Origin of the sequence: Dyella kyungheensis, assembly GCF_049913195.1 — a bacterium.
Classification (GTDB): domain Bacteria; phylum Pseudomonadota; class Gammaproteobacteria; order Xanthomonadales; family Rhodanobacteraceae; genus Dyella; species Dyella kyungheensis.
Map to the genome: position 1 here is coordinate 709,013 of NZ_CP183983.1, position 25,180 is coordinate 734,192.

Here is a 25,180-nt window from a genome sequence, read left to right on the forward strand (position 1 = left end):
CGCTCCTGGATTCCGGCCTGCGCCGCAATGACGGGGGTGAGAAGTGGCTGTCAATTTGGAAGTCTAGCCGCCCATTGCGTCAGAACCTGTCAGCAGTCTTCAGCCCTTCGGAGCCGCGCCCTGACCAAACAGCACGCGGCGTTCTTCATCGGACAGCGGCTGCTTCGGGGTGTACGCGTTCTCAACGCCCTCATAGGTACGTACCGTGGCCGGCCGCTGAGAGACGGCGATGAACCAGCGCTCCAGGTTCGGAAAATCGGCCAGATTCTGGCCGTGCGCCTCGTGCGGCACGATCCACGGATAGCAGGCGATATCGGCAAGCGAGAACGCCCCCGCGATGAACTCGCGCCCGGCCAGCCGGCGATCGAGCACGCCATACAGCCGCGCCACTTCGCGCGTATAGCGGTCGATCGCGTAGGGCACCGGTTCGGGCGCATAGACCTTGAAATGCCCGGCCTGGCCGGCCATCGGTCCCAGCCCCGCCACCTGCCAGAACAGCCACTCCAGCACCTCCACCCGGCCGGCCGTGTCCCTGGGAAGGAACTGGCCGATCTTCTCCGCGAGATAGAGCAGGATCGCCCCTGACTCGAACACCGTCACCGGCGCGCCGCCGCCGGCCGGCGCGTGGTCCACGATGGCCGGGATCTTGTTGTTGGGGGAAATGGCCAGGAACTCGGGTTTGAACTGCTCGCCCTTGCTCAGGCTCACCGGGGTGATGAAGTAGGGCAGCCCCGCCTCTTCCAGGAACAGCTTCAGCTTCAGGCCGTTGGGCGTGGCGGCGAAGTACAGCTCGATCATGGCAAGGCTCCGGTGAGTGGATGGTTGCAGTGTCGGGGGTTCACTGGTCTTGAAAAAGATCCAGAACAAAGGAAATCTTTAGTACCAGTCGACTTGCCCGGACGCAGCCATGGAACAACCGCTGGCCTTCCCGCTGGATATTCCCGTACGCGGCCGCCTGCAGGCGCTGCACGGACAGTTGCGGTCGGCGATTCTGGACGGCCGCCTTCGCACGGGCCAGCCGCTGCCGTCCACGCGTTCGCTCGCCACCTCGCTGGGCCTGTCGCGCAACACCATCGTGGCGGCCTACGACCGCCTGCTCAGCGAAGGCTATATCGTCTCGCGCCAGGGGGCGGGTTATGTGGTCGCCCACGCGGGACCCACGCAAGCCAGCCCGTCGCGTTCGACCACGGGCGAAGAAAGGCGCCTGCAACCGCAATGGCGCGACGCGATCTTTCCCGCGCCGATGAATGCCTTGCCGCCCGCGCGCTATGACCTGCGCGTGGGCCTGCCCGATGCCTCGCGCTTTCCGTTCGAGGCGTGGCGAAAATTGTCCGCTCGCGCGCTGCGCTCGCTGTCGCGTACGCCTTCGTTCTATGACGCGGCCACCGGGCGTGAGGCCTTGCGCGAGGCGATTGCCGGGCATGTCTCGTTCACTCGCGCCGTTACCTGCAGTGCCGCGGACATCATGGTGGTTGGCGGTGCGCAGCAGGCGTTCGATCTGCTGGCGCGCATTCTCGTCACGCCGGGGCATACCGTGGTGGCGGTGGAGGATCCCGGTTATCCGCCGCTGCGCCAGACCTTCGAAGCCACCGGCGCACTGATCGTGCCTGTGCCGGTCGACGACGAAGGCCTGGTGGTCGAGCAGATTCCACCCAACGCACGCGTGATTTATGTAACGCCGTCGCACCAGTTCCCGTCCGGCATGGCGATGTCGCCCGCGCGCCGCGCAGCCTTGCTGGATTTCGCGCGACGCAACCAGGCGGTGATCGTCGAAGACGACTACGACGGCGAATTCCGCTATGGCGGGCGCCCCCTCGATGCCTTGCAGACCTTGGATCGCGACGGCTCGGTGTTCTACATCGGCACGTTCTCCAAGAGCCTGTTTCCCTCGCTGCGCCTGGGCTACCTGGTGGCGCCCGCCTGGGCAATGCCGGCGCTGGCCTGCGTGCGCCAGCTCGGCGACCGGCACAGCGACGTGCTGGCGCAGGACACGCTGGCGCTGTTCATCAACGAAGGCCATCTGGCGCGGCATGTGCGCAAGATGCGGCGCATCTATGCGGAGCGTCGCGAGGCGTTGCTTGAAGCGCTATCGCGGCATTCCGGCGACGCTCTGCAACCATTGGCCTCGGACGCCGGACTGCACATCGCCGTGCAACTGCGCTGGCCGGTGCCGGCGAGCCAACTGGTCAAGGATGCCCAGGCGGTGAACATGCGTATCGAAGCACTGGGCGATTACGCCATCGGCGATTCGCGGCCGAACGGTCTGGTGTTCGGCCTAGGCGGCATGCCGGCGACGCGTATGGACGAGGCTGCGCGTGTGCTGGCTCAGCTGCTTCAGGCGCATCGCCCGGGTTAGCACTGGTTCTCTCATTTCCGCGAAAACTGGATCTGTTTAAGGTCCAGCGACCGGCGGAACATGGCCCCATCATTCCTGGGGCTTGTCGCCATGCGCTATCTGATCCTGCTTTGCCTGTTCCTGGCCTGTGCCTCGACGCATGCCTCCGAGTCCGGCCAATCGCGCGCGGAAGCGGCCGGCCGCAGCCTGGTCGGCCAGCCGGCGCCGCGCATGGTGGTGAAGACCATCGACGGCCAGACCATCGACCTGGGCGCGCTCTACGGCAAGAACGCCGTCTATCTGAAGTTCTGGGCCACCTGGTGCGTGCCCTGCCGCGAGCAGATGCCGCATTTCGAACGCACCTACGAACAGGCCGGGCCGGACATGGCGGTGATCGCCATCGACGTCGGTTTCGATGACAGCGTCGAGGAAGTGCGCAAAGTGCAGAAGCAGCTGGGACTCGGCATGCCGATCGTGTTCGACGATGGTTCGCTGGGCGAAGCCTTCCGCCTGCGCGTGACGCCGCAGCACGTGGTGATCGGTCGCGACGGACGCATTGCCTACGTGGGCCACATGGCCGATGAAAAGCTCGATGCGGCGCTGGCGCAGGCCCGCCGTCCATCGACTGCCAACGTCGCATCGGCCATCGCGCCCAAGGACGAGCCGCATTACGACGTCGGCGATCGCGTGCCCGCCTTCGACCTGCATACGCTCGATGGAAAATTCCTGCCGGCGTTCGAAGCGGCACGACCGACGGTGCTGCTATTCCTGTCGCCCTGGTGCGAGTCGTATCTGGCCAAGAGCCGGCCCGCCATCGCACAGAGTTGCCGAAGCGCTCGTGAGCGCGCCGACGTGCTGGCCCGCGACAGCCATGCACGCTGGCTCGGCATCGCTTCGGGTCTGTGGGCCAGCCATGACGAACTCGCCGACTACCAGCGCGAACACCACATCGACATGCCGCTGGCGTTGGACGACTCAGGTGCCCTGTTCCGCCGCTTCCGCGTGATGCATGTGCCCACGCTGATCGTGCTGGATGCACAGGGCAAAGTGATTCGCCGTACGGAAGAGGTGGATGCCGCGCTGCCGCCATCGGCCGCGGTGACGAGGCGCTGATCATGCGGACGACTCTTCTTCTCGCCGCACTGTTGATGCTCGCTGCCGTCGGACCCGCCAAGGCGACGCAGGACGATACCCTGCTGACGGCAGCACTGACGCAGGCACCCGGCCGGGCACTGGAAGCGTTGCGAGTTAGCTACGCCCCGGGCGAGGCATCCAAACCCCACTCGCACGACCGCGATGCCTATGTGTATGTCTTGAACGGCGAGGTGCGCAGCCAGGTGGAAGGGCAGGCGCTACGGGTTTACGCGGCGGGCGAAAACTGGTTCGAGCCTGCGGGGGCGCGGCACCTGGTCAGCGCCAACGCCAGCAACACGGCGCCTGCCACCATCCTGGTGGTGTTCGTCGGCAAGCCGCACGTACCGCACAAGTAGTCAGCGATTCGCGCGGTAACGTTCGAGCGCGTCGCCGAGCTGCTCCCGCAGTGACACCAGATACGGCGCGTAATGCGTCCACTGATCGATGCCGTCGCGGAAGATCGGCTGGCGCACCTGCTCGGAGCTTGCCGTGCGCACGCTGCGCCGCGTTTCGTGGAACGCCAGGCATGCGGGATCGAACGGCAGTCCGCAGAACTCCAGGATGCGCCGCACATTGCCTTCAAGATCGTCCACCACCTCTTCGTGATGGACGCGCAGCACGCGGCCGGGCAGCACGCGGTCCCAGTGCTCCATCACATCGAGGTAGGTGCGGTAGTAACGCGCGATGTCCTCGATGCTGTAGGTGAACTCCTGGCCCGTGGCGAACAGCTGCTTGAGGTTGCTGAAGCAGCAGGCCATCGGCTCGCGCCGCGCATCGATGATCGTCGCGTTGGGAAACATCAGGTGGATCAGGCCAAGGTGCCGGAAGTTGTTGGGCATCTTGTCGATGAAATACGGCGCCGTGCCGCGATAGCTGCGCGTATCGCGCAGGTAAGCCTCGCCGATACTGCGAAACTGCTCCATCGGCATCTGCGCCAGGATGCCCGGATAGCGCGGATCGTCGAGATCGGGCTCGCGGCCTTGCAGCTCCAGCACGATGCGCGGGATATCCGCCAGCTCCTGCGTGCCGTCCACCAGCGGATGCGAGGCGAGGATCTGCTCCAGCAGGGTGGAGCCCGAGCGCGGCAGGCCCACGATGAAGATGGGATCGGCGCTGAGGTCCCCCGCACCGCTGCGTTCGGCGAAGAACTCGCGCGTACACACCTCGATCTGCCGGTGCGTATTGGTTTCGATGATCTCCGGCCGGTAGCGGCTTTCCGATCGCTTGAGCGCGTTGCCGGTAGCGTAGTGGTCCCAGGAGGCGGCGTACTCGCCACGGTCTTCGAAGGCCTTGCCCAGTGCAAAGTTCAGGTGATACCGATCTACCAGCGACGTCGACGGCAGCGCTAACTGCGCCAGCATGCCGTCGATTTCTCCGTCGGTGAAACGGTAAGTCTTGAGGTTCGCCATGCTCCAATAGGCGTCCCCGAAATCGGGACGCGCGGCGATGGCAGCGCGGTAGGCGTCGATAGCCTCCGCCTGGCGCCCCTGGGTCTTCAGCGAGTGGGCCAGCGACAGGTGCAGGTCCGCCGCTTCGGGCACCACGCGCAGGAGTTCGCGGTACAGACCGATGGCGCGGTCGTGTTCGCCCAGGCCGACATGGGCACTGGCATGCAACGCGCGGTAGTCGAGTTGCTGCGGATCGATGGCCAGCAGCTGTTCCATCTGCGCGCAGGCTTCCTTGTACCGATGTCGCTCGAACAACACCTTGGCGTAGTCGAAGCGAGCGGCCTGGTGATCGGGCGCGAGCCGCAATACCGCTTCCAGCAGGACGTCCGCGTCGTCCAGCACGTCGCGCGCCATGGCGACGCGCGCGAGCAGGCGCATGCCTTCCACGTCATCGCCTACGCGCTGCAAATGGCCGCGAATGACATGCTCGGCCTGTACCAGCTCACCATCGGAAAACAGGCTGGTGGCGTGCACCACTTCGGGAGCGAGGTGCTTGAGCGTCGCCACATGATCGGCGGCCAGCTGCGCATTCGCATGGTCACCGGTCATGCGGTAGAGGCCCTCGAGCAGATTCCAGCTCGAGGGCAGGGCAGGGTTGATATTGACCGCGCGCAGCAGGGCATCGATCGCCTGCGTCGCATCGCGTCGTACGACATGGCAGTGGCCGCGTTCTTCGTGCAGTCGACTGAAGGCGGGATGGTGTTGCTCGAGCACGAGCAGGGTCTGCAGGGCGTCGTCGACCTGTCCCAGGTGACGTTGGCTGCGGGCGAGCAGATACATCACGTCGCGGTTTTCCGGCAGCTCGCGCGCCAAGCCCAGGGCCAGCTGCAAGGCTTGCGGATGCTGTCCCTCTTTCTGCAGCTGGCGCAGCTGCGCTACCTGCTGTTCGACGGACATCGTGATCGGATCGGTGAGCGCTGCATTCATGCCGGGCCTGCGAAAAGAGTGGGGTGGGCTTGCGCCCACCCCATGCTAACGACGCATTCGCGACGGGCAGATGTCAGAACTTGTAGCCGAACTTGACGCCGACCACGCGTGGGCGCAGCGGCACTTCCGACTTGATGAACTGCGCCGACGAAGTGAACACGCTGGCGTGGTTGTTGCTCAGGTTGCTGCCGTAGAGCGACAAGTCCCAGGCGTCCTTGGCGATGCCCAGCGAGGCGTCGTAGGTGGTATAGCCTTCCTGCAGGTAGCGCAGGTCCACCGTGGTCGGGTAGATCACACCTTCGCCGCTGGGGTAGGTCGCCGGCTGGTTGTACATCGAACCCATATGGCTGGCGCCCGCCATGGCGAACGCCTTGTAGCCGCCGTTGAAGGACCAGTCGTAGCGGGCGCGCAGGTTGAACTGCGAGCGCGGTGAGAAAGCCGGCTCGCTGCCCTCCTGTCCGAACGGGTTGGCGAACGGCTGCAGGCCCTGGCCGGCGATGATCACTTCGGTGATGCACGCGCCGTAGGCCGGCGTATTGGGGATATTGCCCACCAGGCACGGCGACGTGGTCTGCTTGGAGCGGTTGAACGAACCCGAACCCATCAGCGAAAAGCCGTCGGTAATGCGGGCGTCGAACTGCAGCTCGGCGCCGTCGACCTTGTAGTTGGGACCGTTGACGCCGAACGTGGTGTTGCCCAGCACCAGTGGATTGAAGAACTGCATCTGCACGTTGTTCCACTGCATGTGGTACAGCGAGCCGTTGAGCAGCAGGTGGTTGTCGAAGAATTCCGTCTTGAAGCCGATCTCGTTGTTGGTCAGCGAGTCGGGCGCGTAGCTGAGCGGCTTCTTGTACTGCGCGCCATCCGGGCCGACCGCGACGCCCTTGGTGGTACGGTTGTAGGCGCCGGGACGGAAGCCCTGCGAGAAGGTGTAGTAGACCATCGCATCGGGCGAGATATGCCACACCAGGTTCGCGCGGCTCTTGAAGCCGTGATACGAACCGTTGAGGCCTTCCGCCGTCATGTTGGTGGCATCGCCGCCCGTGCACTGCCCATTGGGCACGTTCACGCAGTTGGAGCCGGTGCCGTATTGCGAACCACGCTGGTATTCGGAGTAGTGGTAGTAACGCGTGCCGGCCGTGGCGGTAAGCACTTCGGGAATGATGTCGTACGACAGCGAACCGAACGCCGCCACCTGGCGGTAACCGCGCTGCTCGTCTTCGCCGAACGCGGTGCTGTCGCTGCGCTGGCCCGGATCCATCTGCGCCGTGCCGGGATACGGCACCACGTTCGCCACACACGGCGCACCGCCGGCAAGCGCGTTGGAAAGATTGACCGGCGTGCACGACGGGATCGTCTTGTAGTTGAAGTTCATGTCGTCGAGGATCTTGAAGTCCTCGAAGTACAGGCCGCCGATGGCGCGCAGGCGGCCGTCTTCCGGCGTGCTGAAGCGCAGCTCGTGGCTCTGGTGCGTGCTCTTGACCTGGTCGTTCCAGTAGCCGATCGGCGAGTAGCAGCGCGGCGTGGTGCCGGCGCCCAGGCCCGTGCCACCGGTGCAGCTGTAGTACCAGCCACCCACGGCGCGCGCGTAGTTGGTGTAATCCTGCTGTTCGCTGATGTGTCGGTCGGTGTAGCCGCCGGTATAGACGACGGAGAGATCGCCGATCTTGCCGTTCACCGTCCACGCCGTGTTGGAGTAGCGGTCCTTGTCCCACGCCGGTACGAACACGCTGGTCTGCAGGGGTTGCAGCTGCTGGCCATCCGAACTGATCGGATAGGTCGACGACTGGCCTTCCGCATCCATCTCCTGGTAGCTCTGCGCGATCAGCACGTCCCAGTCGTCGTTGATCTTGTAGAGGCCGGACACGCGCCCGCCCTGATAATCGACCGGGTTCCAATCCTTCCTGGCCACCGCGTTGTTGTTGGCGACCGGGCTGCCCGGCACCGTGCAATAGCCGGTGCTGCTGGGCAGGCCGTTCGGGCACAGGCCACCGGTGGGCTTGATGTTGGCGTAGAAGTTGCCGCCGTCGCTGTTGTTGCGCGTGAACGTGCTCGGCACGTTGTCGATATAGCCGCCGCGATGGTCGTTGTAGATCACGCCGCGCAGCGCGAAGCTGCCGGGAATGATCGGCAGGTTCAACACCGCGCTGGCCGAGTTGTTCGGACCGCCACCGGCGGTGACGCCCGTGCTGGCCTCCACGTTGCCGCTGACCTTGGTGAGGTTGGGCTTGTTGGTGATGTAACGCACCGCACCCGCCTGCGCGCCGCCGCCGAACAGCGTGCCCTGCGGACCTTCCAGCACTTCGACGCGTTCCATGTCGACCATGTAGATGTCGAGGTTGCGCGCGGGAAATTGCATCGACTGGTCGTCGAGATACACCGCCACGTTCGGGAAGGGCGCGATCGATGCGCTCGACTGGTTGCCGAGGAAGCCGGTGGTCAGTCCACGCATGTAGATGTTGCCCTGGCCCGGGCCGTTCTCGGCGAAGGTGACATTGGGCAGGTACTTGATGATGTCGTCGAACGTGCTGACGTTGAGCTGCTGCAGCGTCGTTCCGGTGAACGCCTGCATGGTGATCGGCACGTCCTGCATGTCCTCGTTGGCATGCTGGGCGGTGACCGTGATGGCCCCCAGCGTGGACACCGAAGAATTCTGCGCCGCCGGCGCAGGTCCTGCCGGTGCCGCATCGTCGGCATAAGACACGCGAGTGACCGCAAGCGCGGCAAGCACCGCGCAAGTGATGGCATTGATCTTCAAGACGCACTCCCCGAGGTTTGATGTCGCCGATCAGCGTCGGCAGGCTTATGGCTGCTCGGGCCGGCAGGCTAGGGAGAGGCGATGAAATGCCCGTGACTCGGACTAGGCAACGAACGGCTGCTGTCTATGCTTTCGAATAGACGGCTATCGGCCGCGGCTTCCTTGCGCCGGTCGAAGCGTGACGACCGTCACAACCGCTGCCTGCCGGCCACCCACGCCGAGTGCACCACCGGCTCGTCCCTGTGCATGCGTACGCGCAGCAGGTCGGCACGCAAGCCTTCGGCGAGACGGCCCCGGTCATCGAAACCCAGCGCGGCCGCGGGCGTCGTGGTGACCGTGGCGATGGCGTCAGGCAAGGCCCATCCCGCCTGCTGGTGCAGGATGAAGGCCCCGGGAAGCAGGCTGGTTGGCATGTAGTCGGACGAAAGGACGTTCAGACATCCCGCCCGCGCCAGCGTCATGGCGGCGACATTGCCGGCGTGCGAGCCGCCACGCACCAGGTTGCTGGCGCCCGCGACCACGATGAGGCCGTGGTCGCGGGCGGCCCGTGCCGCCGTCAGTGTCGTGGGAAATTCGCAGATTCGCGCACCGATCAGCACGGCTTCCTCGACGTGTGCCATGTCGGTGTCGTCGTGGCTGGCGACCAGTACGCCGTGGCGGCGTGCCAGCGTCATCACGCCGGCCAGCTGCAGGTTGCGGTGGAGGCTCTGCTGCTGGCGGCGCTGTTCGAGAACGGCGGTGAATTCCTCGTCGCTCCAGGTGATGCCGCTGCGGCTGTAGTACGTGCGGTATTGGCGCACGTCGTGATACTGGCGCTGGCCGGGCGTGTGATCCATCAACGACAGCAATCGCAAATCCTTGCGCTCCACCAGCGGTGCGGCGAGTTCAAGCAGGCCAGGCCAGCTCAGTTCGCAGCGCAGGTGAAGGTAGTGCTCGCAACGCAGCAGGTGGTGACTGCGCGTTTCATCGAGCGCGGCAAGTGCGCGGTGCAGCGTGTCGATGCGGCCGCCGTCCTCCTCCAGATCGCCCAACGACATCGCGTCCAATACGGTGGTGATGCCGGCGGCCACCAATTGGGCATCGTGCGCCAGCATGGCCGGCAGGGCGGGCCACGCCGCGCCGGCGCGTGGCAGCAAGTGCTTTTCGAGGTTGTCGGTATGCAGTTCGATCAGGCCGGGCAACAGGAAGTCGCCCTGGAAATCGATGGCGTCCGGCGGGCACTCCTCGCCGGCCTGGATCTGTTTGATACGTTTGCCTTCAATCACCGCGCCACCGACGAACACCCGGTCTGGCAGCACCAGGCGTGCGCGTGCAATGCGCCATGGGCGGCCTTGCCGCGATGTCATGTCTGCGAAAACTGGGCCGTCCATACTTCCCGTCTGGTCTCAATCGCCACCCATGCAGTCTGTGTCGGGAACATGCAGGAATGATGGCAAACCTCTTCGAGCCGCTGGATCGGTCGTGCGATGTGCCCGTTTGGCGCCAGATCGAACAGCAGGTGCTGCAACAGATCCGCAACGGCGAACTTCGCGGTGGCGCCAAGCTTCCCTCGGCGCTGGAACTGGCGCGGCGCCTCAACGTGAACCGGCACACGGTTCGCCGGGCACTCGATTCGCTCGAGCAGCGCGGCGCCATTCTTGCGGACCCGAATCGCGGCCTGCGCGTGCGCGAGGAGTGCTACGACTATCCGATCGGCCGGCGCACCAGCTTCAGCCGCAACATGCACAACCTCAATGTCAGCTCGGGCAACAAGGTGTTGGGCACGGCGCTGGTGATGCCGCCGCAGCGCGTGGCCGAGTCGCTGGCCCTGGCGCGCGGCGAACGCGCGTGGTGGATCGAGTCCTCGGCGCATGCGGAAGGCCGCGTGCTCGATCATGGTCAGGCATGGTTCCCGGCAGCACGTTTTCCAAAGCTGGGCGACGTATTCCAGCGCACCGGCTCGGTCAGCCTCACGCTGGCGGAGTTCGGCATTGCCGATTATTTCCGCAGCTACACGCGCGTGACCGCGCGGCTGGCTGGAACGTCCACCGCACGTGTGCTGGAACAATCGCCCGAGCTGCCGGTACTGGTGGTGGAATCGCTCAACGTCGACGACAAGAACCAGCCCGTGCAATACGGGCTGACCTGTTTCGCGGCGGAACGTGTGCAGCTGGTGATGTCCACCGCCGAGCGCTGAAGATCAGCGCGCCTCGGCCGGTGCGGGTCCAACCTGCTCGGCGCGCAAGCGCCCGCTGACCACTTCCTCGGCCAGGCCGAACGACAGCGTCATACCCAGACCGCCGCCGCCCACGCCGTTGACGATGGTGACGCCCGGCTCCGCCTCGACCACCAGCTCGCTGCGCTGCCCGTCGGTGAGCTTGGCGTAGCTGCCGTTCCAGCTCTGCTTCACCTGCCAGCTCGGCAGAACCAGCACGCTGCGCAGATAGTCGACGATCTTCTGGTTGATGGCGCTTTCATCGAACGGTTCGTACGTATGCCCGTATTCGTGCGAGTCGCCCACGGTGATCTCGCCCAGCCCGTTCTGCGCCGCCATGACGTGGATACCGAGCGCCAGCAAGTCGGCGTACTGATCGCTGAGGCGCTCGCGCAGGCGGTCAATGCTGGGCGTGGCATGGAAGCCGCTGTAGTGCGCCATGGTGAGGCCGCCGCACACGACCGGGCCCAGCTTGAACGGCGCCGGCTGGGCTTCCAGCCGCAGCATCTGCAGCTTGCACTTGGTGATGGCGAGACGTTCGAACAATTCCGGATACAGGGTTTCGAAATCCGTGCCGCTGGCGACATAGATCAGGTCGGCGGTGTAGCGCCGATGACCGCTCCACACGTAAGGATGCTCGATACGGGTAATCGCCTGTCGCCAGTGGAACTCGACGCCGTAACGCTCCGCCAGCCACGCAGGCATTTTGCGGATGGCTTCGCGCGGATCGACCACCATCTCATCGGTGCTCAGCAGTGCGCCACGCAAGTCCGCGGCCACGACGCCTGGCGCTTGCTCGCGTACCTGCGCAGCGGTGAGCATGCGGCAGGGACGCAGACCTTCGTTCATCGCCACGTACTCGTTCATCACCGCCCACTCGTCCTCGTGGAACGCGGCGATCAGGCTGCCGCTCGGCGCCTGCCAGGTGTCGGTGGTCTCGCAGAATTCGCGCCAGATCTCACGCGAACGCAAGGCGCGCGCATACAGCGGTCCGTTCGGCACGCCGATCGGCCAGATCGTGCCGAAGTTGCGCACCGAGGCGCCCACCGCGCGCTCATGGCGATCGAACACGGTGACGCGGTAGCCGGCTTCCGCCAGGGCGCGCGCCATGGCCAACCCGACGATGCCTGCACCGATCACGATCGCGGTGCGTGTTTCCGACTTGCTCATAAACGGCTGCTTTCCATCTCAAGAGGTGACAACGATGCCGCTGCATGCCCGCTCTGTTGGCCATGCCGCCAGAACCAGCGCGCCGCCAGCGCGGTAAGCACGAGTCCCAGCGCACTGCTTGCCAGCACCGCGCGTTCGAAGAACTGGGTCCAGTTGAGCTGCAAGGCGAGCAACTGGCGGACCAGCAACACCGTCACGCTGCCCATGTAACCGGAGGCGTCGGCGATATACATCACGAACGAGGCCGTGCCACTGATGCGAAAGGTGGCCATCAGCCGCTCGAAGAACATGCCGTTGAGCGGGATGTAGCCGAGATAAAGACCAAAGCCCACCAGGGTCATCCACAACAGCGGCGGCAGCTCGCCGTGCGCGAACAGCAGCGTGCTGATGCCCGCGCAACACAGGCCGCCGCCGATCAACACGTGGTTGAGCATGAAGGCCCGCATGTTGTCCCGTACCAGCGTCAGCGACGCGGTGAGCATCAACACGCCGATGCCGATCGGCGTATCCACTTCACCGAACACGATGGCGCTGCGGCCATAGCCCAGGTCGTGGAAGATCTCGGTGTCGAAGTTCTCGCGGAAATCGCGCAGCACGGTGAGCAGCACATAGAGCGGCACGATCAGCAGCAATCCCGGCAGAAAGCGGCGCACGAAGGCGTGCCGTGCCTCGCGATCCATGCGTCCACGCGGCGCGCGCGCGGCGACGTCCTCGGCGCTGGGCGGCGGCAGGCGCGTAAGCACATGCAGCGACAGCAGCAACGGCGGGATGAACGCCAGGCCGGTGAGAAACGGCATCCAGTGCTCGCTCACACCCGCCAGCAACATCGCCTTGCCCACGCCTTTGACCACGCCAGAAGCGAAAATGAAGCTGGAGGCGAGGATGGCGCCCATCAGTTCCGTCGCCTGCCGGCCCTCGATATAGCCGAACACCAGGCCCCATACCATGCCCAGCGGCAGGCCGTTGAGAAACAGGAACACGATGCCCGGTACGGGCGGCGCCAGCGCAAAGCCCAATAGCGCGAGCCACGACAGGCCGACCAATGCGAGAATCGCCACGGCGCGGCGCGAAGTCTGCCACTCGGGCACCAGTCGAATGCCCCACACCTTGCTGAGTGCGTAGCCCACCACCTGGGCGATCACCAGCCAGATCTTGTAGTCGACGCCCAGCCAGCTCATGCCCTCGTAGCTGCCTGCGCTGAACGGTTTGCGGAAGGCATACATGCACGAGTACGTGCAGAACGCCGCAAAGCCGGCGACCAGCGGCAGCATCGAGGAAGACCAGGGCGACCACGTTCCGCGTGGAGGAGGCGAGCGCGTGGCGTGGGTCACGCGGGGTTCGGCCGGCCGACACGGGCGAGCAATGCGGGCAGCTCATCGAGCCTGTCGAGCACCGCGTCGGGGTGGTGAACCAGCAGCTCGTCGCGGTGATAGGCGCCCGTCGTCACCGCCACCACCAGGCCGCACCCGGCCGCGCGACCTTCGCGGATATCCACTTCGGTATCGCCGATCTTGATGACACGCGTGGCGTCGCCCACGCCGCAAGCCGCCATCAATGCGCGGATCATGTCAGGCGCAGGACGACCCTGGGCGACGCGATCCGCCGAGATCGCGGCATCGATCAGGCCGCGCTGGCGCCAGCCGAAGCGTTCGATCAGGCATTCGGCGATGTCCTGCGAGAACGCCGTGTTGAGCCCGATCCTGACGCCCCGCTGCCGCAACCAGGCGAACAGCTCTTCCGCGCCGCTCATCGGTCGCACGGCGTCGTGCGTCCGATAGCAGTCGAGCATGCGCTGTACGAAATCCGCATGCACGAGTGCCACCTGCGAGTCGTCCGCCGGCAGGTCGTGCGCCGCCAGCATGCTGCGGATGGCGGCCGGCTTGGTGTAACCCATCAGGGCTCGCAGATCCGCCAGCGAGGCATGGCAGCCAGCCTGCGCCAGCGCGTCCTGCAGCGCCTGCGCCACCAGGTCCGGATCGTAGACCGTGGTGCCGGCCATATCGAAAACCGCCAGTTCGAACGTCATGTCGCCTCCCGTGATGGAGACGCATGCTGGCGAGCGGCGATGGCGCGCCCATGACGCTTGCATCGACAGTGGCTGCCGACTGTCTAGTCAATGCGGCGCAACGGGACTCGCGTCATGCGCGGCGCGGAACATCAGCCTGGGTTACGCACCCAGTCAAGGTAAGGGCCATGACCCTCGGTCACCGGTACCGCGATCAGTTCCGGCAATTCATAGGGATGTAGGCTGAGCAGACGCTCCTTGAGCGCGGCGAACTGAGCGACCGTGGTCTTGATCAGCAGCAGTTCCTCGTGGTCGGTGACCACCTTGTCCTGCCAGCGATAGGTGGAGGCGATGGCGGGAATGCGGTTCACGCAGGCCGCCAGCCGTTCGCCCACCAGGGCCTCGGCCAGCTTCTGCGCGCTGGCGACATCGGGGCAGGTGCAGTAGCAAAGCAGCACGGTATCGGACATCACGACCTCGACATCAGTCCGTAGTGGGCGAATTTTTCCAGCACGACGGTTACTTCGTCGTCGGTGAGCAGCACCGGCGTGCCCACCTGCCGGGCCAGCGCGTACTGCCGTGCGAGGTTCTCCACTTCCACGGCCCGCCACATCGCCTGGGTCAGCGAGCTGCCCAGCGCGATCATGCCGTGATTGGCCATCAGGCAGGCCAGCCGATCCTCCAGCGCCGTCACGACGGCATCGGACAGCGCCTGCGTGCCATAGGTGTGGTACCCGGCGCAGCGGATCGAATCCCCGCCGCCCACCGCGATCATGTAATGCGCGGGTGGAATGTCCTGGCGGCACATGGCCAGCGCGGTGGCGTAGGGCGGGTGCACGTGGACGATGGCCTGGGCGTCGGGCCGGGCCAGGTAGATATCCCGGTGGAAGCGCCACTCGCTGGAGGGTCGTTGACCGGCCGGCCAGTGCCCGTCGCGATCCACCACCACCACGCCTTCGGGGGCGATGTCCTCATAGGGCGTGCCGCTGGGCGTGATCAGGAAACCCTCACCGCAGCGGGCACTTAGGTTGCCGGAGGTGCCCTGGCTGAGGCCGGAGGCGGCCAGCTTGGCCCCCTGGGCCACCAGTTCCCGACGTAGTGTCAGCTCATCACTCACAGGTGGTCCTCGTGGGGGCAGGCCGGCATGGTCGGCCGTCATGGCGGCTCTGTCGATAGCACGGAAAGAGGACTTTTCGTCCCGCCGTGCCTTGAAAGGCCTCCGTGGTTCCCCCATTGGAAGACTCAGCCATCGGACGGGCGCCTCTTGCTTTGCAGGGGGCAATTTGCGTCGTTAGAATTGGCACTCACCTCCGGGGAGTGCTAGCAAGCGCCACCCAGGCGCCGCTCCGGGGTCTCGAATCTTGTTCAACCATCCAAACGAAGCTGGAGCCCAACCATGAGCAAACTGCGTCCGCTGCACGATCGCGTCATCGTCAAGCGCCTCGAAGAAGAGCGCGTCTCCGCCGGCGGTATCGTCATTCCCGACAGCGCCACCGAGAAGCCGACCCGCGGCAAGGTCATCGCTGCCGGCACCGGCCGCATCCTGGAAGACGGCAAGGTCCGCCCGATGTCCGTCAACGAAGGCGACACCGTGCTGTTCGGCAAGTACGCCGGCCAGGAAATCAAGATTGACGGCGAAGAGCTGGTCTTCCTCAAGGAAGACGACATCGTTGCGGTGATCGAAGGCTAAGCGCCTCTCCCGCACCTCTTCCCACCTACTCAACGCATTTGAAGGAACTACAAAATGGCAGCTAAAGAAGTCCGCTTCGGCGAAGACGTCCGCGCACGCATGCTCAAGGGTGTGAACACCCTGGCCAACGCCGTGAAGGTCACCCTGGGTCCGAAGGGCCGCAACGTGGTGATCGAGAAGAGCTTCGGCGCACCGACCGTGACCAAGGACGGCGTCTCCGTCGCCAAGGAAATCGAACTGGCCGACAAGTACGAGAACATCGGCGCGCAGATCGTCAAGGAAGCCGCTTCCAAGACCTCCGACGTCGCCGGCGACGGCACCACCACCGCTACCGTGCTGGCCCAGGCGTTCATCCAGGAAGGCCTCAAGGCCGTCGCTGCCGGCATGAACCCGATGGATCTCAAGCGCGGTATCGACCAGGCCGTCAACGCCGCCGTGGCCGAGCTGAAGAAGCTCTCCAACCCGACCGCCGACGACAAGGCGATTGCCCAGGTCGGCACGATCTCCGCCAACTCCGACGCCAACATCGGCGACATCATCGCCACCGCGATGAAGAAGGTCGGCAAGGAAGGCGTGATCACGGTCGAGGAAGGCTCGGGTCTCGAGAACGAGCTCGACGTCGTCGAAGGCATGCAGTTCGATCGCGGCTACCTGTCGCCGTACTTCATCAACAACCAGCAGTCGCAGCAGGTTGAACTGGACGACCCGTTCATCCTGATCCACGACAAGAAGGTCTCCAACGTCCGTGAGCTGCTGCCGGTGCTGGAAGCCGTTGCCAAGGCTGGCAAGCCGCTGCTGATCGTGGCCGAGGAAGTGGAAGGCGAAGCCCTCGCCACCCTCGTGGTCAACACCATCCGTGGCATCGTCAAGGTTGCCGCCGTGAAGGCGCCGGGCTTCGGCGACCGTCGCAAGGCCATCCTGGAAGACATCGCCATCCTCACCAATGGCGTGGTGATCTCCGAGGAAGTGGGTCTGGCCCTCGAGAAGGCCACCATCACCGACCTGGGCCGCGCCAAGCGCGTGGTGATCACCAAGGAAAACACCACCATCATCGACGGCGCCGGCGAAGCTGAGCGCATCCAGTCGCGCATCGGCCAGATCAAGGCGCAGATCGAAGAGACCTCTTCGGACTACGACCGCGAGAAGCTGCAGGAGCGCGTGGCCAAGCTGGCTGGCGGCGTGGCCGTCATCAAGGTTGGCGCGGCTACCGAAGTCGAGATGAAGGAAAAGAAGGCCCGCGTCGAAGACGCCCTGCACGCTACGCGCGCAGCCGTCGAAGAAGGCGTGGTCCCGGGCGGCGGCGTCGCGCTGATCCGTTCGCTGAAGGCGCTGGAAGGCCTGAAGGGCAACAACACCGACCAGGACCTGGGCATCGCCATCACCCGTCGTGCGCTGGAAGCCCCGCTGCGCGCCATCGTCTCCAACGCTGGTGACGAGCCGTCCGTCGTCCTGAACAAGGTGAAGGAAGGCAACGGCAACTTCGGTTACAACGCGGCCAACGGCGAGTTCGGCGACATGATCGCGTTCGGCATCCTGGACCCGACCAAGGTCACCCGTTCGGCCCTGCAGTTCGCCGCCTCGGTGGCTGGCTCGATCATCACGACCGAAGCGGCCGTGACCGAAGTGCCGAAGAAGGAAGAAGGCCATTCGCACGGTGCGCCGGGCGGCATGGGCGGCATGGGTGGCATGGACTTCTAAGTCCCCGCCTCCAGGCATCGCAACAAAAGAAAACCCCGCCTTGTGCGGGGTTTTTCTTTTGGATGGAAAAAAATTTCAAAAAAGTGGCGCCAGCCATTTCCGTTTTGCTGGGCCCGGCCGTCTTAGCTCCTGTCACAGTCACCATGTGGGTCGGGGAGCCTTGAACGAACGGAATCTTCAGCCTGGGGAGGAACCCCTGGACGCCGACCTGGTGTTCGCTGCTAGCGGCTGCGCTTACGCGGCGCAACGCTCCCTGGAGCGCGAACTTCAGTGGGCGGGGCTACCCGAGCCACGGGTGACTGGACCCAAGGAGCCTGCGGCCAAGGATGGCCACCCTGCTTGGTCGATGTGGTGGCGCTCGTTGCGTCAGCGCACCGACTGGAACGGATCTCCCGCCCAGCGCGCGCTGGCAGCGGCCAAATACCTGCTGCGCGCGGCCTCCATGCCGCTGATGCACGGCTGGTTCCTCGTCTTCCTGGCGTCGCACCCGCTATTGCGGGGCTTGGTACGGCGCGACCCGCGGTTGCAGGAACGCCATCTGCACCGCTTCGTGAACCGGCAATGGCATCGCATCGATCGCGTGCTGGCACTGCAGGCGCACTATCGGTTGTTGCTGGAGCGCTGGTCGGCGGATCTGTTCGAGGCGGTGTATGTGCGCGGTCGCGCCACGCTCGGTTCGTTGCAGCTGAAGGACGGCAGCGAGGTGCGGCTGCACCTGCGCCCGCCCGCACCGATGAGCTGCGAGGGCGAGCTCACCCTCGAATTGACCGATGCGCAGGACCACACGCTCTATCGTCTGATCATGACCCTGATCGACAACGACACGCTGGCCATTGGCTGCATCCAGGGTCCGACCGGCACCCGCGCCCGCGAATCCGTGCGCGAACTGACGCGCAACATGCACGGCATGCGCCCCAAGCAGCTGATGCTGGTGCTGGCCTATGCATTCGCGGGCCAGTGCGGCCTGCGCCGGCTCCTTGCGGTAGGCAACGGCGCGCATCCGCTCCAGGGCCGCACGCAGATGTTCTCCGACTACGATGGCTACTGGCTGGAGCAGGGTGGCACGCCCGAGGTGGGTGGCTGGTTCCTGATGCCGGCCACCTTGCATCACCGCACGGAGGCAGAATGGGAAAGCAAGCGGCGCGCTTTGTTCAGGCGCCGAGCGGAGCTGCGCTGGGAAGCGGTGAAGCTATTGAACAACGCATTGCGCCCGGTACCGTGGTGGCGTGATGCGATGGAGGCCACGGCAAGCATGGAATCCCTGCCGACGCCTCCCGACGTAACCAGGGCCGCCTAGTGCACAAACCAGCCAACACGTCCGCCGACGCGGCCGTGAATCTCGATCCGGCGTTCGCGATGCGCATCGCGGACCTGTTTCGCGACCACAACCGAGCGCTCGTGGCGTTCCTGCAGTGCCGTCTTCATTCGATCTCGGACGCCCAGGAAGTCGCGCAGGAGGCGTATGTGCGACTCGTGACCATGGAGAGGCCCGAGCAAGTGGATTCGTTGCGCGCATACCTGTTCCGCATCGCCTCGAACCTGGCCGTGGACCGGCTGCGCGCGCGCCAGGTGCGCGCCGACCATCCGCTGCTTGCGCCCGACGAGGACTTGCACCTGGCCCCGATCCCCGAGCGCCATGTGCAGGCCACCGGGCAATTGCAGGAACTGTACAAGGCGTTGCGCGAACTGCCGGCCAAGACCGCGCACGCGTTCGTCATGCACGTCATCGATGGCCGCGAGATCAGCGCGATCGCGCGGGCCATGAAAATCAGCGAGCGCATGGTGCGCTATCACGTCGCCCACGCCCTGGCGCATTGCCGGGCGCGGGTGGACGAACCGGAGATGCCATGATGGCCAATACATCCCAAGAACAAGCCCTGCGTGTCGCCGCCGACTGGTGGGTGCGACTGCGCGACCCCGCTGCGACGGAACGGACCACCGAGCAGTGGCTTGCCTGGACCGACGAAGACGCCGGGCACCTCGTTGCCTTCGAGCGCGTGACCGAGCTGGCCTCGCGCCTGCAACTGCTCGGCGAAGTCTCGCGCGAACGACTGCTGGCGGAATTTGCCCCCGTGACGCCGGCGCCACGCCGCTGGTGGGTGTCGGCCGCTGCCGCCGCCGCGCTGCTGCTGGCCGTCGGCGGCTATGTGGGCTGGTACGCCATGCAAGGCGCCGCCAGCTCGCAGACCTATGCCAGTGCCGTCGCCGCGCAACGCAGCATCTCGCTGGAAGACGGCACCCGCGTGACACTGGGCGGTGCCACGCAGTTGAGCACCCGCTTCAGCCACGGACGCCGCCTGGTGGAGCTCACCGAGGGAGAGGCTTATTTCGAAGTCGTGCACGATGCCGGCCGACCGTTCGAAGTGCGCGCGGGCGACGTGACCATCGAGGACATCGGCACCGCGTTCAACGTCCGCCGCACGGGCAAGTACGTCACCGTCGCCATGGCCGAGGGGCGCGTGCGGGTGGCCGACGCCAGCGGCGGCGCGCACAACAGCGTCGAGGCGGTGGCGGGGCAGTCGGTGGTTTACGACCCTGCGCGTGCAGCCATGAATCTGATCTCCAGCGATCCGGCCAGCGCCGCGGCGTGGCGTCAGGCGCGGCTGGAATTCGACAACGAGCCGCTATCAGTGGTGGTGGCCAATATCAACCGCTATCGCGCGCAGCCGCTGCAAATCGCCGACACCGATCTGAAAGCGCTAACGTTTACCGGCACGGTCAAGACCGACGCCATCGACGACTGGCTGCACGCACTGCCGCAGGTGCTGCCCCTGCAAGTGAACGACAGCGGTGGACAGACCGTGCTGTCCGATGCACGGCGCAAACCCGTACAGCATTGAGCGCCGGACAGCCCTCCGAAAGAAAGCATTCATGCCGGTGAAGTGAGCACACAATCGCCGCATCGCATGTCAAACTCGTGGTTTCGCTTGGCATGAAGCGGGGGCTATGAGGAAGCGTGCGAAGCTGCTGCTGTCGGGCAGCCTGTCGATGTCGGTTTGGCTGAGCATGCCGGGCATGGGCATGGCGGCTGCGTCGGCCATGCAGGAAACCTCGCGCATCGACTTCTCGATTCCCGCTCAGCCGCTCGCCACCGCCTTGATCGCCTTTGGCAAGCAGGCCAACGTGCAAGTGCTGACGGCGGGCTGCACTATCGCGCGCTTCCGCTCGCTCGGTGCGATCGGCAACCTGAGCGCGCCGGCCGCGTTGTCGAAATTGCTGGAAGGCACCGGGCTCGTCTACGAATTCACCGACCAGGGCACCGTGGTGGTGACCTTGCCCCAGCCGCCGGGCCAAGCCGGACCCGCCAAGCCACGGCCGGAAGCCAGGCAGCTGACGGCGGTCGAGGCCAACGCGTTGGCTGCGCGCGATATCGGCTTCAAGGCGTCGCTCACCAGCGCGGGCTCGCGCAACGACGCGGACCTGATCGACGTGCCGCAATCGGTGAGCGTGGTGACGCGCGAGCTGATGGATTCGCAGCAATCGTTGACCGTGGAAGACGCCGTGCGCAACGTGGCGGGCGTGGCCTTCGTGGAAGGCTCGGACGGCCTGCCGCTGTTCCAGATCCGCGGCTTCTACACCGGCAACGGCCTGATCGACGGCATGCCGAACAGCAATGCGGGCTCCGGTGATTTCCCGCCGTTGATCGGCCTGGAACGCGTGGAAGTGATCAAGGGGCCGCAGTCCATCCTGGGCGACTCGACCGGCAACAGCTTCGGCGGCCTGGTCAACGTCACCACCAAGCAACCGCAAAGCGAGCCGGTGCACGAAGTCAGCTACACGCTGGGACAGCAGGGCATGGTGCAGGCCGGGCTGGACATGGCCGGACCGTTGGGCCATGTGTCCGGCCTGACCTATCGACTGGTGATGTCGGGCGACTACGCCGATCGTACGCCGCAAGGCTATCGCAACCGTCGCAGCGGCTACCTGGCGCCGTCGATCGGCTGGAGCAGTCCGAGCACGCAGCTGGTGGTGGGCGCACAGCGCATCCTCAATCGCCTGCCGATGCCCGATCACGCGGTGCTGCTCGGCGACACGATGTCCACGGCCACGCCCTTCGGGCTGCTCACCGGCAACGAATACGACTACGCCAACTACCAGACCAACCGCCTCTACTACCTGCTCGACCAGCAGCTGGGCAACGCCTGGACCTGGCGCAGCCGCGGCCAGTACGTGGAACAAGAGAACGACCTGCAGAGCTGGACGCTGACCAACCCGACGCTGCTTGGCGATGTCTCGCCCTACGCGCAGGCCTATCGGTACAGCGATACGTACTACTCGCTGCAGAACGATTTCATCCGTGTGTTCGGCACCGGTCCGGTGACCCACACGGTAACGCTCGGCATGGACTACTCGCGTTCGCGCGTGGGCCACACCGACGACTTCTGGCATTCGTACAACAGCGGCGTCTACAACCTTTTCAGCGACGCCGCATTGCCACGCGTCTCCGAGGTGGTGCAGCCGGAAGATAACGTCCCGCTGTCGGGCACGCCGTGGTCGGTGGACAACGGCTTGTTCCTGCAGGATCAGCTGGCGCTGGGCGAACGCTGGGACATGCTGCTGGGCTTGCGCCGGTCCGCCTACGAAGTGTCGACCACCGACGCGCAGGGCAATCCGTGGACGCCCAAGCGCACCAAATGGGTGCCCAATGCCGGCGTCGTCTACAAGCTGACGCCCGACGTGGCGTTCTATGGCTTCACCAGCAACGGCTTCCAGCCGCTCTCGTATCTGGGCCAGAACGGTCGACCGCTGGTGCCGGCACTGTCGCGCCAGCTGGAGACGGGCGCCAAGTTCAACCTGTTCCACGAGCAGGCATGGCTGACCGTGTCGCTGTATCGCATCATGCTCGATCACAGTTACCTGTTCCTCGAAGCGATGCCCAACTTCGCCAGCTTCGGGCCGGGACAAACCAACCGTGGCGTGGAGATCGAATTCGCCGGTCGCGTGGCGCCGGGCTTCGATATCAGCAGCAGTTACACCAACGCACAGATCACCAACCACGATGGCACGCAGCCCACCGGTGCGCCGCGCCAGCGCTTCAACCTGTGGGCCAGCTACTGGTTCCAGGGCGCCTGCCTGCAGGGCTGGGGCATTGCCGGCGGCGTGCAGGCGCGTAGCCGATCGCTGGGACAGAGCGCCGACTACTCGACCTATTACCCATCACCGGGCCAGGCGGAAGTCGATGCCAACGTGTCCTATCGCACCGACCGCTGGCGCATGACGCTGGGCGTGAAGAATCTCTTCGGACGTGACCTTTACTCGGCCGACTTCAACGAAACCTTCGTGCCGCTGCGCACGCGCCGCAGCGTGATGTTGTCCGGCACCTACGACTTCTGACCGCGCCTACGAAAAACCCCGGAAGTCGCCTCCCGGGGTTTGTTTTACGTGGTTCGCAGCGAGTTACTGCTGGGTGGCAGCGGGCGCCGCCGCGTCGGTCTTGCTGGCGTCCGTGGCGGCGGCCTTGGCCTTGTGCGTGCTGTGCTTGGCCGCCTTGTGCGCGGTTTCGCCGGTCTTGCTGGCGGCCTGATCGGCAGCCTTGGCCGCGTCCTTCGCCGTCGCGCCCGTGGTGGTCGCACTGGCTTCGGTCTTGGTCGCCGCGGCGGCGTCCTGCGCAAACGCCGGAACGGTCAGGACGGAAGCGGCGGTGACGAGGAGAGCGGCGAGCATGGTCTTGCGCATCAGGTAAACCTCCAGTGTGGGGATGCCAGCGAAGGCGTTGCTTCGTGGCTGGAATCCACGCTAGAGGCACATCGCCATACCAAACCTGAACCGGGCGGGCTCCCTTTAGCGCGCAGACAGATCGATGAATCCACGTTATGAAGCATGCGCGAAATCGTTTTCGCAGTGCTTGAAAAACGCGCGAAACGGCGTCCGAGCTCAATTTCGTTTGGACGTCCATTCCAATCGCTGCGTTAGGATCCCGTTATTGATGGGTGCCCACCGGCTCGACGCCGCTCGGTACCAGCGGCGCGTCTTCCACGAAGCCGGCGGTTTGCAGTTCCACCTTGGGCAGCAGGGCATCGAGCTTGCCCTTCATGCGCAACAAGGCAACGTTCGCCATGTCATCGTCTTCCTGGTGCTCGGAATTGTCTTGCGCTTCGGGTGGCGCGCCCGGCGCACGCGTCAGCGAGGCGAGTTGCGGAGCGATCACCTGGGTGAGGGCGAAGTAGGCGTCGTCGCGCACGCCGGCCTGCTCCAGCAGTCGGCCCGGCAGCATCCACGAGGCCAGCGCTTCGTGCTTTGGCGATGCAGGGTTGCGCGGGTCCACCAGCAGCCAGGTGCCGGCCTGACTGAGCATGTCCTTGCCGTCAACGAAGCCGGTGGTGTTGTAGGTGTCGGTCAGCGCAGGCAGGTGATCGCCGTAGAACAGCAGCAGGGTCGGTCGCTCGCGATGGGCGAGCAGCCCGGCCAGTCGGCCCAGTTCCTGGTCCGCATGACGCATGTGGTAAAGGTAATTCTGCAGCTCGAGCTTGTTCTGGCCCGTCACGCCCTGCGGTACGGGAATCGCGTCGCGCTCGGCGGTATGCGCCGGCGGCACGTCGTAAGGACCGTGTGCCTCGATGCTGATGGCGAACAGGAACTGCGGCGGACCGGCGTTCTTCAGCTGCGCCATGATCTCATCGGTCATCGCACTGTCGGCCATGTATTGCCCGTCCATCGCGGCATTCGCGGGAAACGATTTGCGCGAGACGAAACGGTCGAAGCCGATCGCCTGGAACGCCGTGTTGCGATTCCAGAAACCCGGATCGTTGCCATGCAGCGCGATGGTTTCGTAACCGTGCGAGCGCAGCGCGCGCACCATGCTCGGCACCACCTTGTGGTTCATCTGCAGATACGGAAACTGCATGTCGTCGAAATAGCGCAGCGACAGGCCCGTCAGCACTTCGAACTCCGTGCGGATGGTGCCGCCGCCATAGGTCGGCACGTGCAGCGGCCCGCTTTGGCCTTGTGCGGCGAGCCGGTGCAGGTTCGGCGTGAGGTCGCTGTGTTCGTAGCCCTTCATGATCGACGGATCGAAAAACGACTCGCTTTGCACCACCACGATATCGGGCGCTTCGCCGTTGTTGCGCACCGGTCCGTGCAGGTATTCGCGCAGCGCCACGTCGGCGCGCGAGATCAATTGCTGTGCCGCCGCCGGGTCCGGCTTCTTGCGGGCGTGGCCCTGGTGCAGATGAAACATCATCAGCGAACTGACCAGGCCCGAATGTTCGGCCGTGGCGGTGGCGGACCAGGGTTCCAGCCACAGGTGATGGCCGCCGTAGAGCTTCATCCAGCCGGGCATGCCCGCGAACAGCGTGCCGATCAAGGCCAGCAGGGCCACGCCGGTCACCAGCCGCTTGCCGCGGGTACGCCGGGCGAACATCGGCGGTTCGATGCGCCAGGCGACCACGATGATCGCGACGGCGGCCAGCAACGCAAGATAGGGCCACGGACTGGCGGGCAGGTAGCTGCCCAGCAATTTCAGGCCGCCGCGACGCAGCTGGCCCAGCATGCGGAAATCGGCGGGCATCAGCGGCGTGTTGAGGTTGCTTACCTTCAGCGCGTTGATGGCATAGACCACCGTCTGCAGCAGAAAGGCGAGCCCGAACGAGAGGAACGCCCGGCGGCTCAGCACCAGCAGCAGCGACGCCAGCATCAAGCCGGGCAGGGCGTTGGCAATCAGGAACAGAGGCTGGCTGAGCGCCTGCATCGGACCCACGCCCACGCCGCCGTCGACCATCCCGGTCAGCAGCGTGAATACGATGCCCAATACGAACACCAGCGCAAGCCGGAGGGGCATGGAGCGCGCGGGCCGCGCGGGTGGAGTCGCTGAGGTGGTCATGG

Annotated in this window: 21 protein-coding genes; 10 read left to right on the forward strand and 11 right to left on the reverse strand. The window is 65.3% G+C overall.

Annotated elements, in window-relative coordinates; genetic code table 11:
• Positions 1-99 precede the first annotated feature (99 nt).
• Positions 100-798, reverse strand: a complete 699-nt coding sequence (locus ACN9MB_RS02945; RefSeq protein WP_204636697.1) for a glutathione binding-like protein — start codon at positions 796-798, stop codon at positions 100-102.
• Positions 799-907: 109 nt separating this feature from the next.
• On the opposite strand from ACN9MB_RS02945, the gene ACN9MB_RS02950 reads away from it, so the two are divergent.
• From ACN9MB_RS02950 to ACN9MB_RS02960, 3 genes are read left to right on the forward strand one after another with little or no spacing between them, the layout of a single operon-like run.
• Positions 908-2,356, forward strand: a complete 1,449-nt coding sequence (locus ACN9MB_RS02950; RefSeq protein WP_426270730.1) for a PLP-dependent aminotransferase family protein — start codon at positions 908-910, stop codon at positions 2,354-2,356.
• 60 nt (positions 2,357-2,416) lie between these two features.
• Positions 2,417-3,448 (forward strand): TlpA family protein disulfide reductase, encoded by a 1,032-nt coding sequence (locus ACN9MB_RS02955; protein WP_426270731.1) that lies wholly within the window; start codon positions 2,417-2,419, stop codon positions 3,446-3,448.
• A gap of 2 nt (positions 3,449-3,450) precedes the next feature.
• Positions 3,451-3,825 carry a cupin domain-containing protein gene (locus ACN9MB_RS02960; RefSeq protein ID WP_426270732.1) on the forward strand — a complete coding sequence of 125 codons (375 nt, stop codon included), beginning with the start codon at positions 3,451-3,453 and terminating at the stop codon, positions 3,823-3,825.
• Here ACN9MB_RS02960 and ACN9MB_RS02965 read toward each other — a convergent pair whose 3' ends face one another.
• The 3 genes from ACN9MB_RS02965 to ACN9MB_RS02975 all read right to left on the reverse strand — a co-directional run bounded on the left by ACN9MB_RS02965 (position 3,826) and on the right by ACN9MB_RS02975 (position 9,948).
• Complete coding sequence (locus ACN9MB_RS02965) at positions 3,826-5,844, reverse strand: sulfotransferase (protein WP_426270733.1); 2,019 nt, start codon at positions 5,842-5,844, stop codon at positions 3,826-3,828. It lies immediately after the preceding gene.
• Positions 5,845-5,917: 73 nt separating this feature from the next.
• Positions 5,918-8,602 carry a TonB-dependent receptor gene (locus tag ACN9MB_RS02970; RefSeq protein ID WP_426270734.1) on the reverse strand — a complete coding sequence of 895 codons (2,685 nt, stop codon included), beginning with the start codon at positions 8,600-8,602 and terminating at the stop codon, positions 5,918-5,920.
• Positions 8,603-8,790: 188 nt separating this feature from the next.
• Entirely contained in the window at positions 8,791-9,948 is a 1,158-nt protein-coding gene (locus ACN9MB_RS02975; protein WP_426270735.1) for an alpha-D-ribose 1-methylphosphonate 5-triphosphate diphosphatase, read from the reverse strand.
• Positions 9,949-10,028: 80 nt separating this feature from the next.
• Here ACN9MB_RS02975 and phnF point away from each other — a divergent pair, with 80 nt between their 5' ends.
• A complete protein-coding gene (gene phnF / locus ACN9MB_RS02980; RefSeq protein ID WP_204636692.1) occupies positions 10,029-10,778 on the forward strand; it encodes a phosphonate metabolism transcriptional regulator PhnF in 750 nt (249 codons plus the stop codon).
• Positions 10,779-10,781: 3 nt separating this feature from the next.
• Here the strand turns inward: phnF and ACN9MB_RS02985 are convergent, their stop codons facing one another.
• The 5 genes from ACN9MB_RS02985 to ACN9MB_RS03005 all read right to left on the reverse strand — a co-directional run bounded on the left by ACN9MB_RS02985 (position 10,782) and on the right by ACN9MB_RS03005 (position 15,088).
• Positions 10,782-11,966, reverse strand: a complete 1,185-nt coding sequence (locus ACN9MB_RS02985; RefSeq protein WP_426270736.1) for a TIGR03364 family FAD-dependent oxidoreductase — start codon at positions 11,964-11,966, stop codon at positions 10,782-10,784.
• On the reverse strand, positions 11,963-13,237 hold the full coding sequence (locus tag ACN9MB_RS02990) for a DUF5690 family protein (RefSeq protein WP_426270737.1): 1,275 nt from the start codon (positions 13,235-13,237) through the stop codon (positions 11,963-11,965). The genes ACN9MB_RS02985 and ACN9MB_RS02990 overlap by 4 nt, the downstream gene beginning before the upstream one ends.
• Positions 13,238-13,293: 56 nt before the next feature.
• Positions 13,294-13,992: an HAD family hydrolase gene (locus tag ACN9MB_RS02995; protein ID WP_426270738.1), complete on the reverse strand. Its 699-nt coding sequence runs from the start codon at positions 13,990-13,992 to the stop codon at positions 13,294-13,296.
• Positions 13,993-14,123: 131 nt separating this feature from the next.
• The gene (gene cutA, locus ACN9MB_RS03000) at positions 14,124-14,441 is read right to left on the reverse strand and encodes a divalent-cation tolerance protein CutA (RefSeq protein WP_204636688.1); all 318 of its coding nucleotides are present in this window, start codon (positions 14,439-14,441) and stop codon (positions 14,124-14,126) included.
• Positions 14,441-15,088, reverse strand: a complete 648-nt coding sequence (locus tag ACN9MB_RS03005) for a class II aldolase/adducin family protein (RefSeq protein ID WP_426270739.1) — start codon at positions 15,086-15,088, stop codon at positions 14,441-14,443. The genes cutA and ACN9MB_RS03005 overlap by 1 nt, the downstream gene beginning before the upstream one ends.
• Before the next feature lie 279 nt (positions 15,089-15,367).
• Here ACN9MB_RS03005 and groES point away from each other — a divergent pair, with 279 nt between their 5' ends.
• From groES to ACN9MB_RS03035, 6 genes are all read left to right on the forward strand, one after another.
• Entirely contained in the window at positions 15,368-15,661 is a 294-nt protein-coding gene (gene groES / locus ACN9MB_RS03010; RefSeq protein WP_199042823.1) for a co-chaperone GroES, read from the forward strand.
• 54 nt (positions 15,662-15,715) lie between these two features.
• Complete coding sequence (gene groL / locus ACN9MB_RS03015) at positions 15,716-17,359, forward strand: chaperonin GroEL (protein WP_204636686.1); 1,644 nt, start codon at positions 15,716-15,718, stop codon at positions 17,357-17,359.
• Between the two features lie 295 nt (positions 17,360-17,654).
• A complete protein-coding gene (locus ACN9MB_RS03020; RefSeq protein WP_426270740.1) occupies positions 17,655-18,656 on the forward strand; it encodes a VirK/YbjX family protein in 1,002 nt (333 codons plus the stop codon).
• A 35-nt stretch (positions 18,657-18,691) separates the two neighbouring features.
• Positions 18,692-19,210 (forward strand): RNA polymerase sigma factor, encoded by a 519-nt coding sequence (locus tag ACN9MB_RS03025; protein WP_338031005.1) that lies wholly within the window; start codon positions 18,692-18,694, stop codon positions 19,208-19,210.
• Positions 19,207-20,199 carry a FecR family protein gene (locus ACN9MB_RS03030; protein ID WP_426270741.1) on the forward strand — a complete coding sequence of 331 codons (993 nt, stop codon included), beginning with the start codon at positions 19,207-19,209 and terminating at the stop codon, positions 20,197-20,199. Before ACN9MB_RS03025 ends, ACN9MB_RS03030 begins: the two co-directional genes overlap by 4 nt.
• Before the next feature lie 106 nt (positions 20,200-20,305).
• Positions 20,306-22,693 carry a TonB-dependent siderophore receptor gene (locus ACN9MB_RS03035; RefSeq protein ID WP_426270742.1) on the forward strand — a complete coding sequence of 796 codons (2,388 nt, stop codon included), beginning with the start codon at positions 20,306-20,308 and terminating at the stop codon, positions 22,691-22,693.
• Between the two features lie 63 nt (positions 22,694-22,756).
• Here ACN9MB_RS03035 and ACN9MB_RS03040 read toward each other — a convergent pair whose 3' ends face one another.
• Both ACN9MB_RS03040 and ACN9MB_RS03045 read right to left on the reverse strand, forming a co-directional pair.
• A complete protein-coding gene (locus ACN9MB_RS03040; RefSeq protein WP_426270743.1) occupies positions 22,757-23,035 on the reverse strand; it encodes a hypothetical protein in 279 nt (92 codons plus the stop codon).
• Between the two features lie 244 nt (positions 23,036-23,279).
• Positions 23,280-25,136: an LTA synthase family protein gene (locus tag ACN9MB_RS03045; RefSeq protein WP_204636682.1), complete on the reverse strand. Its 1,857-nt coding sequence runs from the start codon at positions 25,134-25,136 to the stop codon at positions 23,280-23,282.
• Between the last annotated feature and the right edge of the window lie 44 nt (positions 25,137-25,180).

Excerpts from the sequence above, each read along its gene's own strand:
- groL (WP_204636686.1), top strand. The coding sequence starts at position 15,716 with ATGGCAGCTAAAGAAGTCCGCTTCGGCGAAGACGTCCGCGCACGCATG.
- ACN9MB_RS02945 (WP_204636697.1), bottom strand. The coding sequence starts at position 798 with ATGATCGAGCTGTACTTCGCCGCCACGCCCAACGGCCTGAAGCTGAAG.
- ACN9MB_RS02955 (WP_426270731.1), top strand. The coding sequence starts at position 2,417 with ATGGCCCCATCATTCCTGGGGCTTGTCGCCATGCGCTATCTGATCCTG.
- phnF (WP_204636692.1), top strand. The coding sequence starts at position 10,029 with ATGATGGCAAACCTCTTCGAGCCGCTGGATCGGTCGTGCGATGTGCCC.
- cutA (WP_204636688.1), bottom strand. The coding sequence starts at position 14,441 with ATGTCCGATACCGTGCTGCTTTGCTACTGCACCTGCCCCGATGTCGCC.
- ACN9MB_RS02965 (WP_426270733.1), bottom strand. The coding sequence starts at position 5,844 with ATGAATGCAGCGCTCACCGATCCGATCACGATGTCCGTCGAACAGCAG.
- ACN9MB_RS03035 (WP_426270742.1), top strand. The coding sequence starts at position 20,306 with ATGAGGAAGCGTGCGAAGCTGCTGCTGTCGGGCAGCCTGTCGATGTCG.
- ACN9MB_RS02985 (WP_426270736.1), bottom strand. The coding sequence starts at position 11,966 with ATGAGCAAGTCGGAAACACGCACCGCGATCGTGATCGGTGCAGGCATC.
- ACN9MB_RS03040 (WP_426270743.1), bottom strand. The coding sequence starts at position 23,035 with ATGCGCAAGACCATGCTCGCCGCTCTCCTCGTCACCGCCGCTTCCGTC.
- ACN9MB_RS02960 (WP_426270732.1), top strand. The coding sequence starts at position 3,451 with ATGCGGACGACTCTTCTTCTCGCCGCACTGTTGATGCTCGCTGCCGTC.
- ACN9MB_RS02950 (WP_426270730.1), top strand. The coding sequence starts at position 908 with ATGGAACAACCGCTGGCCTTCCCGCTGGATATTCCCGTACGCGGCCGC.
- ACN9MB_RS03045 (WP_204636682.1), bottom strand. The coding sequence starts at position 25,136 with ATGCCCCTCCGGCTTGCGCTGGTGTTCGTATTGGGCATCGTATTCACG.
- ACN9MB_RS02990 (WP_426270737.1), bottom strand. The coding sequence starts at position 13,237 with ATGCTGCCGCTGGTCGCCGGCTTTGCGGCGTTCTGCACGTACTCGTGC.
- groES (WP_199042823.1), top strand. The coding sequence starts at position 15,368 with ATGAGCAAACTGCGTCCGCTGCACGATCGCGTCATCGTCAAGCGCCTC.
- ACN9MB_RS02995 (WP_426270738.1), bottom strand. The coding sequence starts at position 13,992 with ATGACGTTCGAACTGGCGGTTTTCGATATGGCCGGCACCACGGTCTAC.
- ACN9MB_RS02975 (WP_426270735.1), bottom strand. The coding sequence starts at position 9,948 with ATGACATCGCGGCAAGGCCGCCCATGGCGCATTGCACGCGCACGCCTG.
- ACN9MB_RS03030 (WP_426270741.1), top strand. The coding sequence starts at position 19,207 with ATGATGGCCAATACATCCCAAGAACAAGCCCTGCGTGTCGCCGCCGAC.